This is a genomic window from Nocardiopsis lambiniae (genome assembly GCF_031845465.1).
Taxonomy (GTDB): Bacteria; Actinomycetota; Actinomycetes; order Streptosporangiales; family Streptosporangiaceae; genus Nocardiopsis; species Nocardiopsis lambiniae.
Genome location: NZ_JAVREP010000027.1, coordinates 1 through 15,292 on the forward strand (window position 1 = coordinate 1; position 15,292 = coordinate 15,292).

A 15,292-nucleotide genomic window follows, 5' to 3' on the forward strand; every position below is an offset into this window, starting at 1 on the left:
CACCCCCACCGACCCCTACTCCGCCGACCCGGCCCCGCTGCCCCGGCGCGACGCCCAGCGCTACGAGTCCGTGCGCCTGTTCGTCACCCGGGCGCACGCCGCCCGCTCCGGGTTCGAGATGACCCGGGAGAACTCCGGCTACATCGCCGAGATCTGTCGACTGCTCGACGGCATGCCGTTGGCCATCGAACTGGCCGCGGCACGCGTACGGGTGCTGTCGGTGCAACAGATCCTGCGCCGCCTGGACGACCGGTTCCAGCTGCTCACCAGCGACGGCTCCGGCGGTCTGCCGCCGCGTCAGCGCACGCTGCGGGCGGTCCTGGAGTGGAGCCACGACCTGCTGAGCGAACCGGAGCGGGCGTTGCTGCACCGGTTGTCGGTGTTCGGGACCTGGTACCTGGAGGCCGCCGAGGACGTGTGCTCGGGCGACGGGGTCGACCCGGCGGACATCCTGCCGCTGCACTTCTCGCTCTTGGACAAGTCCCTCATCGTGGTGGACGCCGAGATCGAGGGCACCGCCCACTACCGGCTCACCGAGACCGTGCGCGCCTACGCGGCCGAGCACCTGGCCGAGGGCGGCGGCGAGGACGAACGCTGGGCCCGCTACCTGGAGTTCTGCGTCTCCCGGTTGGAGGAGGCCGCCGAGAACTCCCGCTCCCCGTTGGGCTGGCCCGAGCGACTGGCCCACCTGCGCCTGTTGGACCATCACCGGGAGAACCACGCCCGGGTGGTGACGTGGGCCCTCTCGCGGGGCCGTGTGGACGAGGCGCTTCGGGTGTGCGTGGCGCTGCGCCCCTACTGGCTGGTGCGCGACCTGGCCGCCGAGGGCGGCCGTGTCCTGGAGACGGTGCTGGCCGCCGACCCCGACGGGCAGTCGCCCTGGCTCCGAGCGCGGGCCCTGGCCCTCCAGGCCGAGCTGCGTCTGGACGTGGACGTGGCCCCACGGGTGTCCACTCTGGCCATGTGCGCCTTGGAGGCGGCACGGGCCTGTCGGGAGGCGGGCGCCGCGGCCTCCGCCCTGGCCACCATGGCGGCGCTGGCGCTGCGCACCAACGCCCTGGAGGAGGGTCTCGGTCACGCCGAGCGCGCTCTGGCCTGGGCAGAGCAGGCCGGCGACCCGCTCACCGAGGCGACCGCCCTGGGCGTGCTGGCCCAGCTGGCCCGGCGACGCGGGGAACCCGATCGCGCCGTCGAGCACCTGAGGCACTGCATCGAGCTGGGTGAGAAGCTGCACGACCGGTGGAGCGTGGCACGCTCCCTGCACGTGTTGGGGTCGATCGCCGCCGAACAGGACGACTTCGAACGGGCCCGTGAGCTGTTCGCCGAGGCGCTGACGGTGTTCGAGGAACTGGGGGCGGCCCCGGCCACCGCGCACTGTTCCCGCGAACTGGGGCGGCTCTACCTCGCCGAGGGGCGGATCCTGGAGGCGCGCGAGCCTCTGGCCTCGTGCCTGCGGGTGAGCTTCACCTCCGGACAGCGCATCGCGGTGGCCCGGGCGATGGAGGCGCTGGGCGAGCTGGCCCTGGCCGAGGAGGAGGCCGAACGGGCCGCCGCCCTGGCGGGGGTGGCCGCCGACCTGCGGACCGCGCTGGACCGGCCCTCGGCGGAGACGGTCCGATTGCGCTCGGCCGTGGAACGGCGGGTGGGGTCGGCGCGGACCGTCAACGCCTGGAACGCCTGGCGGTCGCTGCCGTTGGAACAGGTGCGGGATCGGGCCCTGGCCTTCCCCCGGGTCTCGGACCGCCCGGCCGAACCGGTCACCCTCACCCCCCGGGAACGGGAGATCGCCGAACTCGCCGAGCAGGGACTGTCCAATCGGGAGATCGCCGATCGGCTCACCATCAGCCAGGCCACCGCGGCCCGACATATAGCGAACATCTTTAGAAAACTCTCGATTTCGTCCCGAACACAGCTGACCGGCTGGACTTCAGCTCAAGAGCAGACATAAGGGGCCCGGCACCCCCTCGGCGCACTTGCACACGACGCGCGCAGACGCTAAGACAGAGGTTTCCGGCACCTCCCCCGATGAAGAAGTCCCCTTGCCACCATGACCCCCCGACCACGGTGAGGACCTCCCCGACCGCCCCGACATGTGAAGGCCATGGCACCTTTGACCGCGCCCGCGCGGCACAACCTCCCTCGGCCGGGCACCGGCTTCGTGGGCCGCGAGCGGGACCTGAGCAGCCTGCTCCGGCTGCTCGACTCCAGCCGCTCGGTGACCCTGTGCGGCACCGAGGGGATCGGCAAGACCCGGTTGGCGCTGCGCGTGGCCGAACAGTCCACCGCGGCGTTCCCCGACGGGGTGTGGCTGGCGGACCTGACCGACGCGCACACCTCCCTGGAGGTCCACGCCCGGGTGGCACACGCCGTGGGCGTCATCGAGGAACCGGGGCAGCCGTTGGCGACCACGGTGGTCGAGGCGCTGCGCGATCGTCGGTTGTTGTTGGTGTTGGACTCCTGTGGTCACGTCGCCGAAGCGGTGACGGAGATCGGAGAGACCCTGCTGGCCTGCTGCCCCGAGGTGTCGGTGCTGATCACCGCACTGGAGCCGGTCCGGTTGTCGGGCGGGACGGTGTGGCGGATGACGCCCATGGCGCTGCCGGTGGCCGCGCGCAACGCGCCTCCCCCCGACCCGGGGGACTCCGAGGCGGTGCGGTTGTTCCTGGACCGGGCCCGGATCCGCGATCCCCGCTTCTCCGTGTCCCCCGACGAACTGGAGACCGCGGCGGTGCTGTGCGACCTCGCCGGCGGGGTCCCGCTGGGCATCGAGGTGCTCGGTGGGAGCGTTCCTGGTGTCGGCCCGGCCGGACTCGCCGAGAGCCTGCGCACGCACCTGGCCTCCCCCGAGTTCCGACCGGGACCGGGTCAGGCGGTCTCGCGCAGCGAGGTGCTGCCGATCGTGCTCGACTTCGTCTACCGCGCCCTGCCCGAACCCGAACGCGTGCTGTTGCGCCGGCTGTCGGTGTTCCGGGGCTGGGACCTGGAGTCGGCCGAGCAGGTGTGCACCGGTGACGACCTGGCCGAGACCGAGGTCCTGGACCTGCTGGCGTCCCTGCTGAACCGGTCGCTCATCACCATCACCGGTGAGTTCGAGGGCCGGTTGCGATACCGGTTGCCCGAGGCGTTGCGGTCGTTCGCCGCAGAGCGGCTGGTCGAGGCCGACGAGGACGAGACGTTCCGGGAACGCCTGCTGGACCGGATGTCGAGCCTGGCCGAGGACCTGGGCCGCAAGTTGGAGTCGAGCCGGTCGATGCCCTGGAGCGAACGCGACTCCGGGCGGCGCCGGGTGGTCGCCGAGTACGACACGTTGCGGTCGCTGCTGCGGTGGGCCCACCGCGAGGGCAGGGCCGAGGCGGGGCTGCGTCTGGCGGCGAGCCTGGTGGCGCACTGGGTGAGCCACCACGACTACTCCGAGGGCGCCCACCTCATGGACCTGCTCCTGGGGATGGACGAGGCGGACAAGGCGCCCTCCCGGGCGCGCGCCCTGGTGGGCCGGGCCCAGTTGGCGCGGGTGCGTCGCGACCACGCCCTGGCGTTGTCCCTGGGCGAGGAGGGCCTGCGGCTGTGCCGTGAGTCCGGCGACGAGGTCTTCGTGCGCACCGCCCTGAACCTGTTGGCCCTGGTGGAGGTACGTGAGCGGGTGCCCGACCAGGCCGCGGTGCGGGTGGAGGAGGCCCTGCGGCTGTGCCGTGAGTCGGGCGACCTGTGGGGCGAGGCGATCGCCCTGGGCACCCGGGGCGCGCTGGCCGCCCAGCAGGACGATCACCAGACCGCCGACCAGCACTACAACGCGGCGCTGACCCTCCTGCGCGGGATCGATCACCGGTGGGGCGTGGGCGTCACCCTCATCGGTCAGGCCCGGGCCGCCGAACTGGGCGGGGACCTGGTGACGGCGGACCGCTGCTACCGGGAGGCGCTGGACACCCAGCGGCTGATCGGCGCCCCCGCCGAGGAGGCGCGCTGCCTGGCCGGCATCGGTCGGGTGGCGCACGCCCAGGAGCGGACCGGTCAGGCCTACGATTACCTGAGCGAGGGTCTGCTGCTCTCCCACGCGAGCGGGCAGCGCGCGGAGGTGGGACGGGCGCTGATCTCGATCGCCCGGGTCGCCTTCGATTCGGGCATGCGCGACCCGGCCTGTCGGTTGGCCGGAGCGGCCGTGCGGATGCGCGAGCAGCTGGGGTTGCCGACGCACCCGGCCCCGTGGCCGTTCGCCGAGGTCGAGCGGGCACGGCGGCGCAGGCGCCGACTGGTCGCCCTCTGGGAGCAGGGGCGCGCCCTGGGCACGGCCGAGGCGGTACGGGAGGCCGAACGACTGTCCGAGGAGGGCAGGCGACCGCCGTCGCGGCGCGGCACCCCCTCCACCGGTGGTGGCGCTGAGCGGCCCCGGCGCCCGAACACCCGGACGACCCGGCCGAAACCGACCCCGACCCCGCCGCCCCCTCCGGAGACGACACCTCCGCGGGAGCGGTTGACGCGGCGGGAGCTGGAGGTCGCCCGATTGGTGAGCAGGGGCAAGAGCAACCCGGAGATCGCTCGGGCACTGTTCATCACCCCGGCCACGGCGGCCCGGCACATCGCCAACATCAACCGGAAGATGGGCTTCCACTCGCGCACGCAGATCGCCGCGTGGATGGACAGCCACGGAGACCAGAACTGACGGTTCCCCCGAAACCCCCGCGAAGGGGGTGTCGTACTCTCCCGCGCACCGAATCTACATATGCATCTGCATAGCAATATGCATGTGCATCCGACCGTGAACGCGCTAGTCTTCAAGCCATGGGACGCACGCACTCCTGGCACCTCGGTGGCACGTCGGCGCGCGTTCCGAGAACGGCCGTCGGGCCCGGACCGAACCTCGGATCCCGGCGGACCGTCGGCTCCGGGGGGATTCCCGGGGCCGGTGGGAACCCGCATCGCCGCGAGGTGGAACCTGGGGAGGGACCTCGCTCGGACCGGTCGGTGCGGCGCCGCCGGGCTCGCCACGTGGAGGGGGCGTGACGAGCCCGGATGGCGGTACCACCGTCACCAGGGTGAACTGGGGGAACGCATGGGGGTAGGACTGTCTTCTGGAACCGGACGACCTGGGCGTCATCTGCCGCGCAGGGACGACCCCATCGGCTCATTGACCGGCGGTCTGTGCGAACGCCTCAGACTGCGACCCGGTCGTGGAGGGACCATCCGCGCCGAGGGGCGTCGTGTGGACGCGCTCGCCTTCGCCGCCACGGTGGAGCGGGCCGCCGCGGGTCTGAGCCAGCGGGGTCTGTGCCTGGGGGACGTGGTCGGTGTGCTGGCCCCGGTCTCACCGGACCGGTTCCTGGCCACCTACACCGTGATGGCGGTGGGCGGCCGGGCACTGCCGCTGTCCCCCGCCTCCGATCCCGACGTCCAGTGCGCGGCCCTGGCCGAGACCGACGCCAGACTGCTGATGGTGAGCGCCGACCTGGCGCCCGCGGCACTGGAACTGGCCGAACGGTCCCGGGTGCGGCAGGTCATCTCGTTCGGCGACGCCCTGGGCACCACGCCGTTCGAGGAGTTGTTGCGCCCGAGCCCCGACGGCACCGGGTACAGCCCTTCGCGCGGCCTGTTCGACAACGGCATCCTGGGCTATGAGGAGACCGGCGCGGGGTTGTTGACGACGCTGTACCCGCACAGCGACCTCATGGCGCGGTTCGTCGCCCTGCGCGAGAGGTTGGAGCTGACCGCCGAGGACGTGGTCGCCGTGGACGAACGCGGCGAGGAGGCCACCCGGGTGGCGCTGGTGGCGCTGGCGTTGTGGACCGGGGCCTGCGTGATGACGGGGTCGCGATGCCCGACCCCGGAGGGGCGCCGGGTGACGGTGCGCTGCTTCCCCGAGCCGGAGCGCGTCGCCGCTCCGGGACTGCCCGTCTGAGTCCCGCCCGTCCCGGTCCCGCCCCTCAGAGGGCTTCTTCGTCGAGGGACAGGGCCGGTTCGAGGTCGTCGATCTCGAACCAGGCCACGTGGGTCGCCTCGCTCCAGTACTCGCCGCTGCGGCTGGCGCAGCTGTCGATGATGAGCTTGCCGCGGCCGAAGTCGTCGCCGTCGTCACGGGTGTGGCCGCCCTCGCCGGAGCGCTCGCCCTGATCGGCGATGGCGACGCGGAGGCGGCCCCCGTCGGAGCGGATGAACAGCGTCATGACGCCGCCGCTCTGTCCCGAGCGCGAGTGCAGCAGCGCGTTGGTGGCCAGTTCGCTGACGGCCAGTTCGGCGTCGTCGAGCACGTTCTCGGAGTGGCCCATGCCGGCGAGGAACTCGCGCACGCGGGCCCGCACGGAGCGGACCGCGGTCAGGTTGCCCGCGCAGCTCCACACGGTGTGGTCGGTGGCTCCCCCGACGAGGTCCCCGCCCTCGATCGAAGTCGGCGTCGTGCTCTCGGGTACCTCTGCGGGCACGTATTCCCGGAGTTGCCTCGCCTCAGCCATCCGGTCACTCCAATCACCCGCGACGGGCGCGCGGGTTGCGCCGCCTGCACTCACCTTAGACAAGGGTGTGCTGGGTCCAGCACAGCACACCCGCGTTCGCGCTGTCGGGGATTGGCCACAAAACCCCGTCCCGTGTCCTCCCCGATGGAGACAAAGGAAACAGTCCGGACCCCAGGGAGGGCCATGTGACATGCAACACGTTGGCAATGCCCGCAAAGGCGTGCGCCATGTCACCGACCCCCCTCCAAGAAATCCAACGAATCAACCATCAAAGCAACAAGACCACTAAAACGGAAAATAATTGATTTAAACACCACGTTTTCACTTCCGAGCGACATCGATACGGACACGACCCCCGGGTCCGGAGAAGGGTCGCCGGGACCGCCCCGCCGGCTCTCCCCCGCCGCGGACCACCGTGCCGGATCCTCGGGAAACCCCTGCCACGAGGCGTTCTCCCACTTCGCGCGCGCACCGTCGATCTGTCACTCTCCGTGAGATCGACCCCCGAACGCCTTGTTTGACGGCCCCGAGCCGGGACGACAAGGATCTGGCGATACCGGTTTCGCCCCTCCCCCGGTCCCCCCGCACGACCCCCCGGGGGTCGGCTCCGAACGATCCCCGAACCCCACGAGGTGCCCCGTGCCATCCCAGCCCGACCCCACCCCCGCCCCCAGCCGCCGTACCCTCCTCAAGTTCTCGGCGGCCGGCGCGGCCGTCGCCCCGGTCCTGGCCGCCTGCGGCGGCTCCGACGGGAACGGGAACGGCGGCGGCGGAGAGCCCCGTCAGGGCGGGCGGCTGAGCGTCGGCGTCGCGGGCGGGGGCGTCAACGACACCCTGGACGCGCACGACCCCACCGACAACGTCGACATCGCCCGCAACTTCGCCCTGTACGCCTCCCTGGTCCGCTACGCCAAGGACGGCACCATGGAGAACCACCTGGCCGAGTCCCTGGAGTCCAACGAGGACGGCACCGAGTGGACCGTCGTCCTCAAGGAGGGGCTGACCTTCCACGACGGTTCCCCCGTGACCGCCGACTCCGTGGTCTTCTCCCTGCGACGCATCCTGGACCCGGAGAACCCGCAGCGCGGCGCCGGGGACCTCGCCGGGGTGGACGTCGACGGGTTGACCGCCACGGACGAGCGGACCGTGACGATCCCCTGCGTCGAACCCGCCGTCACACTGCCCGAGGCGCTCGCCGAGTACTACAACTGCGTGGTCCCCGAGGGGTACGACCCGCGGGAGCCCATCGGGTGCGGACCCTTCAAGGTCGTGGAGTTCGTGGCCGGCGAGTACAGCGTGTTCGAGCGGCACGAGGGCTACCACGAGGAGGGCCTGCCCTACGTCGACGAGCTGGAGATCGTCGACTTCCCGTCCGACGACGCCCGCGTCAACGCCCTCAACAGCGGCAGTGTCGACCTCATCAGCCAGGTGCCGCACGCGCAGGTGCCGATCATCGAGGCCGACCCGGACCTGGGCGTGATGGAGTCCGAGACCGGGATGTGGCTGCCCTTCACCATGCGGGTGGACACCGCGCCCTTCGACGACGTGCGGGTGCGTCAGGCCTTCCGCCTCATCGTGGACCGCCAGGAGATGATCGACCAGGCCCTGTCCGGGTACGGGCAGGTCGGCAACGACATGTACGCGCGGATGGACCCCTCCTATCCCGAGGACCTGCCCCAGCGCGAGCAGGACATCGCCGAGGCGAAGCGGCTGCTGGCCGACGCCGGCCACGGGGACGGCCTGGAGGTGGAGCTGGTCACCTCCGACATCAGCGCCGGTGTGGTCGCCGCCGCCGAGGTCTTCCAGGAGCAGGCGCGCGAGGCCGGGGTCACCGTGAACCTGCGGCGGGTCAACCCCGGCGAGTACTGGAACGAGGAGGAGGGCTTCCCCTATCCGTTCGGCCAGGACTTCTGGAGCGCGCGCAACTACATCACCCAGACCGCCCAGGGGTCGGTCGTGGGCGCCCCCTACAACGAGACCATGTGGGGCGAGCACGAGGAGTGGCTCGGCCACCTGGAGGAGGCCCGCCGCACCGCCGACCTCGACGCGCGCAACGAGCTCATCCGCCGGGCCCAGGAGATCGAGTACGAGGAGGGCGGCTACATCGTCTGGGGGTTCGTCAACCTGCTCGACGCCCACCACGTGTCCGTCCACGGGCTGGAGCCCGCCGTCTCCGGACACCCGCTGGGCTCGTACGCCTTCCACACCCTCTGGAAGGACGCGTGACCTTGTCCCCTCGGCACTCCGACCCGCTTCGGCCCGCTTCTCCGCGCCCGGGGAACGGGAACCCCGCGGGCTCCCCCGCTCCGGCCGGAAGGGTGATCGCATGATGCTCCGGCTCGTCGCGATCCGGCTGTTCTTCGGTCTGCTGACCCTGTGGGCGGTGTCCGTCGTGGTGTTCGCCGCCACGCAGGCACTGCCCGGCGACGCGGCGTTGATGATCCTGGGCCGGGACGCCACCCCCGAGCGGGTGGCGGCGCTGCGCGACCAACTGAACCTGAACGCGCCGGTGACGGTGCAGTACGCGCAGTGGCTTCAGGGGGTCGTCCAGGGTGACCTGGGCACCTCCTACTCCAACCGGTCCCCGGTCACCGAGGTGCTGAACGGACCGATCGGGGCGTCGTTGACGCTCATGGGGCTGGCCGCGCTGGTGGCCACCCCGATCGCGCTGGCCGTGGGCGCCTTCAGCGCGCTGCGCCGGGACCGCGCCTTCGACCACACCACCTCCCTGGGCACACTCGTCACGGCGGCCATCCCCGAGTTCGTCGTCGGCATCCTGCTGATCCTGGCGCTGGGCCCCGGCGGGCTCGACGTGTTCCCGTCGGTGTACTCGCGCAACGGGGGTCCCGAGCAGTGGGTCCTGCCGGTGCTGACCCTGGCCTTCGCGGTGGCCCCGCCGATCGTGCGGATGATGCGGGCCACCATGATCGAGGTCCTGGAGAGCGAGTACGTACAGCAGGCCCGGCTCAAGGGGCTGGACGAACGGACGGTGCTGACGCGCCACGCCCTGCCCAACGCCATCGGCCCGGTCGCCCAGGTGGTGGCCCTGCAACTGGCGTGGCTGGCGGGCGGCGTGGTGGCCGTCGAGTTCCTGTTCAACTTCCCCGGCATCGGCAAGGTCCTCATGGACGCCATCGAGAACCGGGACGTGCCGCTGGTGCAGGCGGTGGTCCTGCTCATCGCCGGGGTGTACATCCTCGTCAACCTGGCCGCCGACGTGCTCGGGCTGGCCGCCAACCCGAAGGTGAGGGTGGCCCGATGAGCGCTCCCCCGACGAAGGACCTCGCGGCCGGAGCGGCCCGCGCCCGCCGGGGCGGCGGACTGTTCCGCGCCGCCTGGCGGCACGGTCGGACCAGGGTCGGCGTGGCGCTGACCGGGCTGATCGTCCTGATCGCCGTGGTGGGCCCGTTCGTGGCCCCCTACACACCGACGGAGTTCGTGACCCGCCCCTTCGAGACCGGGGTGGACGGCACCGTGTTCGGCGGGGACAACCGGGGGCGGGACGTGCTCACCCGGTTCCTGTGGGGCGGGTGGACGCTGCTGATCCTGGCGGGCGCCTCGGCCGGGCTGGGGGTGCTGGCGGGGACGGTCGTGGGCGTGATCGCGGGCTACCTGCGCGGTTGGGTCGACGAGGTCCTCATGCGCGTCAACGACATGCTGTTGGCCTTCCCGCAGCTCATCGCCGCGCTGCTGGTGATGTCCATCATCGGTCCCAGGACGTGGCTGATCGTGGCGGTCATCGCGGTGTCGCACACGCCCCGGGTGGCACGGGTGATCCGCGAGGCCACCCGCGCGGTGGTCGAGCAGGACTACGTGAAGGCGGCCGAGGCCATCGGTCTGCCCCGGTGGCGGATCATGGCGGTGGAGATCCTGCCGAACGTGACCGGCCCGCTGCTGGTGGAGCTGGGTCTGCGACTGACCTACTCGATCGGCGTGGTCGCGGTGCTGGGCTTCCTCGGGATGGGCTTGCAGCCGCCCACCGCCGACTGGGGACTGATGATCAACGAGAACCGTCAGGGCATGATCGTGCAACCCTGGGCGGTGGTGCTGCCCGTCGCCGCGATCGCGATCCTGACCATCGGCGCCAACCTCATCACCGACGGGCTGTCCCGGGCGGCGATCGGTATCGACCGGGGGGTCGGGAGATGACGGAGACCACGGAGACCGTGCTGTCGGTGGAGGGGCTGACCGTGATCGGCCGCCCCTCGGACGTGACCATCGTCGGCGACGTGTCACTGAACGTGCGGCGCGGCGAGATCCTGGGCCTGGTGGGCGAGTCCGGGTCGGGCAAGACCACGGTCGGCCTGGCGCTGCTGGCGCACCGCAAGAGGGCCACCGAGATCACCGGGGGCGTGGTGGAGGTGGCCGGCCGGGACCTGGCCGCGCTGGACGAGCGGGGGGTGCGTGCGCTGCGCGGACGCGCGGTGGCCTACATCCCCCAGTCGCCGGCCTCGGCCCTGAACCCGGCGCTGCGGCTGCGCGTCCAGTTGCGCGAGGCCCTGCACGACGACGCGCTGTCGGCCGCCGAGATCGACGCGCGGGTGCGCGAGGTGCTGCGGGAGGTGGCGCTGCCCGACGACGACGCCTTCCTCGGCCGGTACCCGCATCAGCTCTCGGGCGGCCAGCAGCAGCGGGTCGCGATCGCGATGGCGTTCGTGGGACGGCCGGACGTGATCGTCATGGACGAGCCCACCACCGGGCTGGACGTGACGACGCAGGCCCACGTACTGGCCACGGTGCGGCGGATGACCCGCGAGTACGGGACCGCCGGGATCTACGTCAGCCACGACATGGCGGTGGTCGCGGAGCTGGCCGACGCGATCGCGGTGATGTACCGGGGCGCGGTGGTGGAGCACGGTCCGACCGGCGAGGTGCTGGCCGCCCCGCGGCACGACTACACGCGGACCCTGCTGGCGGCGGTGCCGCGCATGCGCACCGACGTGCCCGATCGCGAACGCGACGGGGACCTGCTGCGGATCGCGGGGCTGTCGGCCGGGTACGGGCGCACGTCGGTGCTGGAGGGCATCGACCTCACGGTGGCGCGCGGTGAGTGCACGGCCCTGGTGGGCGAGTCGGGATCGGGCAAGACCACCCTGTCGCGCACCGTGGCCGGGCTGCACCGGGGCGCCGTCGGGGACCTGTGGTTCGACGGGGCGCCGTTGGCCTTGAACGGCCGGCGCCGGACGGTGGAGCAGCGCCGACGCGTCCAGTACGTGTTCCAGAACCCGTACGAGGCGCTCAACCCGCGCAAGCGGGTGCGCGACCTGGTCCTGGGCCCCTACCGGCATCTGGTGGGGCGGCCCGACGACCCCGACCGGGTGGTCGCCGAGGCGTTGGAACGGGCGGCGCTGCCGGCGTCGTACGCCGACCGGTTCCCCGAGCAGCTCAGCGGCGGCGAACGCCAGCGGGTGTGCATCGCCCGCGCGGTGGCCACCGGGCCGGACCTGCTGGTGTGCGACGAGATCACCTCCGCGTTGGACGTGTCGGTGCAGGCCGAGATCGTCGCCCTGCTGCGCGGGTTGCAGGACGAGGGGATGGCGCTGCTGTTCGTGACGCACAACATCGCCCTGGTGTCCAACATCGCCCAGCGGGTGGCGGTGCTCGAACGAGGGCGCATCGTGGAGTACGGGCCGGTGGGCCGGGTCATGTCGGAGCCGTCGCACGGGTACACGCGGGCGCTGCTCGCGGACACCCCGGACTTCGCCCCCGAGGGCGCGACCGCGGACTGAGCGTCGGGTCGGTGGGCGGTCCCCGCCCACCGACCCGGCTCAGCCCTCGCCGACGGGGACGCGGGAGCCCCGGGACGTCATGGTGACCAGCACGATCAGCCCGGCGACGGACGTTCCGAACAGCAGCGCCCCCATCGGCACCGCCGTGGTCTCGTCCAGCCCCACCAGGGGCGCGACCACCGCGCCGCACAGCGGGGACAGGGCGCCCAGCAGGGCGCTCGCGCTGCCCGCCCGGCGTTCCTGGCCCTCCATGGCCAGGGCGAACGATCCGGTGAGGATCATGCCCATGCACGTCATGTAGGCGAAGATCGGCACGACGAGGGCGACGAGCGGCCCCTGGAGCAGGGTGGCGGCGAGCAGGATCCCGGTGGCGGCGACCGCGCCGACCACGGCGATCACGAGGAGGCGGCGTTCTCCGAACCGGGGGGAGAAGCGGCCCACGGCCCAGCTCCCGGCGATGATGGCGATCCCGTTGATCCCGAACAGCACCCCGAACACCTGCGGGGACACCCCGTGCAGGTCCTGGTAGACGAACGGGGTACCGGCGACGTAGGCGAAACTGCCGCCGTGCAGCAGCCCGGCGACCAGCGCGTATCCGAGGAAGACCCGGTCGCGCAGCAGTTCCCCGATGCTGCGCAGGGTGCCGCCGATCGTGCCGGGGGTGCGCCGTTCGCGGGGCAGGGTCTCGGGCAGGCGCAGCGCGGTGATCGCGATGATGACGACGCCCAGCAGGGCCAGGGCCAGGAAGACGATCTCCCAGCCGGCGGAGGAGGGCCACAGCAGGGCGCCGCCCACGACCGGGGCCACCAGCGGGGCGACCGCGTTGATCACCATGAGCAGCGCGAAGAAGCGGGTGAGTTCGTGGCCGTCGAACACGTCGCGCACCACGGCGCGGGAGAGCACGACCCCGGCGGAGGCGGTGAGCCCCTGGAGGAAGCGGCCCGCGATCAGGACCGCGATGTCGGGGGCCAGCGCGCACATCAGTGACGCCAGCACGAACAGGGCCAGGGAGACGAGCAGCGGCCCCCGCCGCCCGCGCGCGTCGCTGACGGGTCCGACGATGAACTGGCCGATGGCCAGGCCCACGAGGCACGCGGTGAGGCTGAGCTGCACCTGCGAGGCGCCGGTGTCCAGATCGGCGGCGATGTCGGGGAAGGCCGGCAGGTACATGTCGATGTTGAGCGGCCCCAGCACGGCCAACGCCGCCAGGAGGAAGGCCAGGGACACGCGGGCGCCACCGGTCGGATTGCGGAGGGGCATCGGCGCTCTCTCGGCTCGGAGACGGACAGCGCCGACGGCGCCTCGGACCGCCCTCAGGCTAGCCGGGACCGGATACCGGCGACACGCCGGAAGCACTCATCTGACGCCGATGTGTGCGAAACGCCTCGGACCTGCGCATATCTGCAAGCGCGACCTATCCGCAGGTCTACATTCCTCTTACCGCCAGGGGTCCTACCTGGGATTTCAGCCTGTCCTTTGCCCGCATTCCGGATGGTCTGTTTATCCGAGAGTCAAGAGGCGCAGGTTATGTGACGAGTCGATCGTCCCCGATGGTCGACCCGAGGCGCACATCTCCCCGTGGTGATACAGGAGTCCGATGGTCTCCCCCTTTCCTCCCCGGTCCATGCTGGCCAAGTTGGACGAGCACGCCCGTACCGATCTCCTTCACCGCGGCAGACGCGTCGATCACCCCGCCGACACCGTTCTCATCCGTCTCGGCGAGCGCACCACTCACGTCTTGGTCGTCCTCGACGGGCATGTGAAGGTCATCACCTACTCCGACAGCGGCAAGACGGTTCTCCTGGCCCTGCGATCACGAGGGGATCTGGTCGGCGAGATAGCCGGAATGGACCACAGCCCCCGCATGGCGACCATCGAGACGGCCGGCCCGGTGTCCACCCGCGTGCTGACCGCCCGCGAGTTCCACCTGTTCTTGGACGACCATCCCACGGCCGGCCGGGCCATGAGCGCCTACATCGGTTCGAAACTGCGTTCGGCGACCGAGAGGATCCTCGACTACAGCTCCCACAATGTCGCCGACCGGTTGGCCAGGGTTCTGCTACGCCTGGCCCGCGACCACGGTGTCCCCACACCGGAGGGGCTCTCCCTGAACGTCCGGGTGTCCCAGCCCGAACTGGCCTCGATCATCAGCGCCTCCGAGGCGGCGCTGCAGAAGGCGCTGACGGAGCTGCGCGACAAGGGCGTCGTCACCACGGGCTATCGCACCCTCACCGTGACCGATGCCGACGAACTCTGCCGAAGAGCCGGGCTTCCTCCGAATTCTCTCGCAATCCCCCATTTGTAGAGAGTTCGGATCCACGACGGCCTTCAACATGGGCACGACCGCCACCCACGGCCCATGTGCTCCATCGCCGGCAAGGAATACGGATGATCGCGAACAAGCCGCTCCGTCGTCTCGTGGTGACCGCGGATGTCGAGAAGTACAGCTCCCGGACCCGGCACGGCCAGGAGGCCGTGCAACGCGGGCTCATGAGCGTTCTGGAGTCCTCGGACCGCCACGCCACCCTGCGTCGCCTGGAATGGGAGCGCCAGCCCCAAGGTGACGCGGAGGTGGCCCTGCTCCCGCCCGGCATCGTCGAGGGCGAGGCCATCTCGGACTTCATGAGTGGTCTGGCCACCGCGCTGCACCACCACAACCGCTCTCTGAACAGCGAGTACCGGTTACGGCTGAGGGTCGCCATCGACCAGGGCAACATCTCGATCGGAGAGGCCGGTTTCGTGGGCAACGCGGTGATCTCCGCCTGCCGCATGCGCGACTCCGACCTGTTGCGCCGGCTTCTGACGGATCACCCGAACGCCGATTTCGTGATCGCGGTGTCCGACGCGATCTACACCGACGTGGTCGACCACAGGGACCACGAGTTCTACCGGTGGCGGTTCACACCCCACGAGATCCGTGTCAAGGAATTCTCCGCACGCGTGTGGGTGTGCGTACCGGAGCCTTCGAGTGACACCGGCGAACAGAGCGGAACCCCTGAGAGCACCGCTCCTTCGGGCCGACCGTCCGGGGAACGGACCGTCTTCGAGTCCATCGACCTGCGCGGCTCCAAAGGAGCCAACGTCGGTGACTTCCAGGGGCCCATCGAGCAGCACTTCCACTGA

11 protein-coding genes are annotated in these 15,292 nt (G+C 71.3%); 9 read left to right on the forward strand and 2 right to left on the reverse strand.

The genetic code is table 11. The annotated features are described in order from the left end of the window. From RM479_RS25205 to RM479_RS25215, 3 genes are all read left to right on the forward strand, one after another. Positions 1-1,948: ATP-binding protein (locus RM479_RS25205; RefSeq protein ID WP_311514186.1), on the forward strand; the 1,948-nt coding region annotated here is incomplete at its 5' end. A gap of 162 nt (positions 1,949-2,110) precedes the next feature. Continuing rightward, the gene (locus RM479_RS25210; protein WP_311514241.1) at positions 2,111-4,657 is read left to right on the forward strand and encodes a LuxR C-terminal-related transcriptional regulator; all 2,547 of its coding nucleotides are present in this window, start codon (positions 2,111-2,113) and stop codon (positions 4,655-4,657) included. Positions 4,658-5,047: 390 nt separating this feature from the next. Then, a complete protein-coding gene (locus RM479_RS25215; protein WP_311514187.1) occupies positions 5,048-5,890 on the forward strand; it encodes an AMP-binding protein in 843 nt (280 codons plus the stop codon). A 25-nt stretch (positions 5,891-5,915) separates the two neighbouring features. Here RM479_RS25215 and RM479_RS25220 read toward each other — a convergent pair whose 3' ends face one another. Further along, entirely contained in the window at positions 5,916-6,440 is a 525-nt protein-coding gene (locus RM479_RS25220; protein ID WP_311514188.1) for an ATP-binding protein, read from the reverse strand. Positions 6,441-7,079: 639 nt separating this feature from the next. On the opposite strand from RM479_RS25220, the gene RM479_RS25225 reads away from it, so the two are divergent. The 4 genes from RM479_RS25225 to RM479_RS25240 all read left to right on the forward strand — a co-directional run bounded on the left by RM479_RS25225 (position 7,080) and on the right by RM479_RS25240 (position 12,169). Then, complete coding sequence (locus tag RM479_RS25225) at positions 7,080-8,666, forward strand: ABC transporter substrate-binding protein (RefSeq protein ID WP_311514189.1); 1,587 nt, start codon at positions 7,080-7,082, stop codon at positions 8,664-8,666. Between the two features lie 103 nt (positions 8,667-8,769). Continuing rightward, complete coding sequence (locus RM479_RS25230) at positions 8,770-9,702, forward strand: ABC transporter permease (protein WP_311514242.1); 933 nt, start codon at positions 8,770-8,772, stop codon at positions 9,700-9,702. After that, positions 9,699-10,589 carry an ABC transporter permease gene (locus tag RM479_RS25235; RefSeq protein ID WP_311514190.1) on the forward strand — a complete coding sequence of 297 codons (891 nt, stop codon included), beginning with the start codon at positions 9,699-9,701 and terminating at the stop codon, positions 10,587-10,589. Before RM479_RS25230 ends, RM479_RS25235 begins: the two co-directional genes overlap by 4 nt. Continuing rightward, positions 10,586-12,169 carry an ABC transporter ATP-binding protein gene (locus RM479_RS25240; protein WP_311514191.1) on the forward strand — a complete coding sequence of 528 codons (1,584 nt, stop codon included), beginning with the start codon at positions 10,586-10,588 and terminating at the stop codon, positions 12,167-12,169. Before RM479_RS25235 ends, RM479_RS25240 begins: the two co-directional genes overlap by 4 nt. 39 nt (positions 12,170-12,208) lie before the next feature. Here RM479_RS25240 and RM479_RS25245 read toward each other — a convergent pair whose 3' ends face one another. After that, positions 12,209-13,429 (reverse strand): multidrug effflux MFS transporter, encoded by a 1,221-nt coding sequence (locus RM479_RS25245; RefSeq protein ID WP_311514192.1) that lies wholly within the window; start codon positions 13,427-13,429, stop codon positions 12,209-12,211. Between the two features lie 364 nt (positions 13,430-13,793). On the opposite strand from RM479_RS25245, the gene RM479_RS25250 reads away from it, so the two are divergent. Continuing rightward, the gene (locus RM479_RS25250) at positions 13,794-14,474 is read left to right on the forward strand and encodes a Crp/Fnr family transcriptional regulator (protein WP_311514193.1); all 681 of its coding nucleotides are present in this window, start codon (positions 13,794-13,796) and stop codon (positions 14,472-14,474) included. 83 nt (positions 14,475-14,557) lie between these two features. Continuing rightward, complete coding sequence (locus tag RM479_RS25255; RefSeq protein WP_311514194.1) at positions 14,558-15,292, forward strand: hypothetical protein; 735 nt, start codon at positions 14,558-14,560, stop codon at positions 15,290-15,292.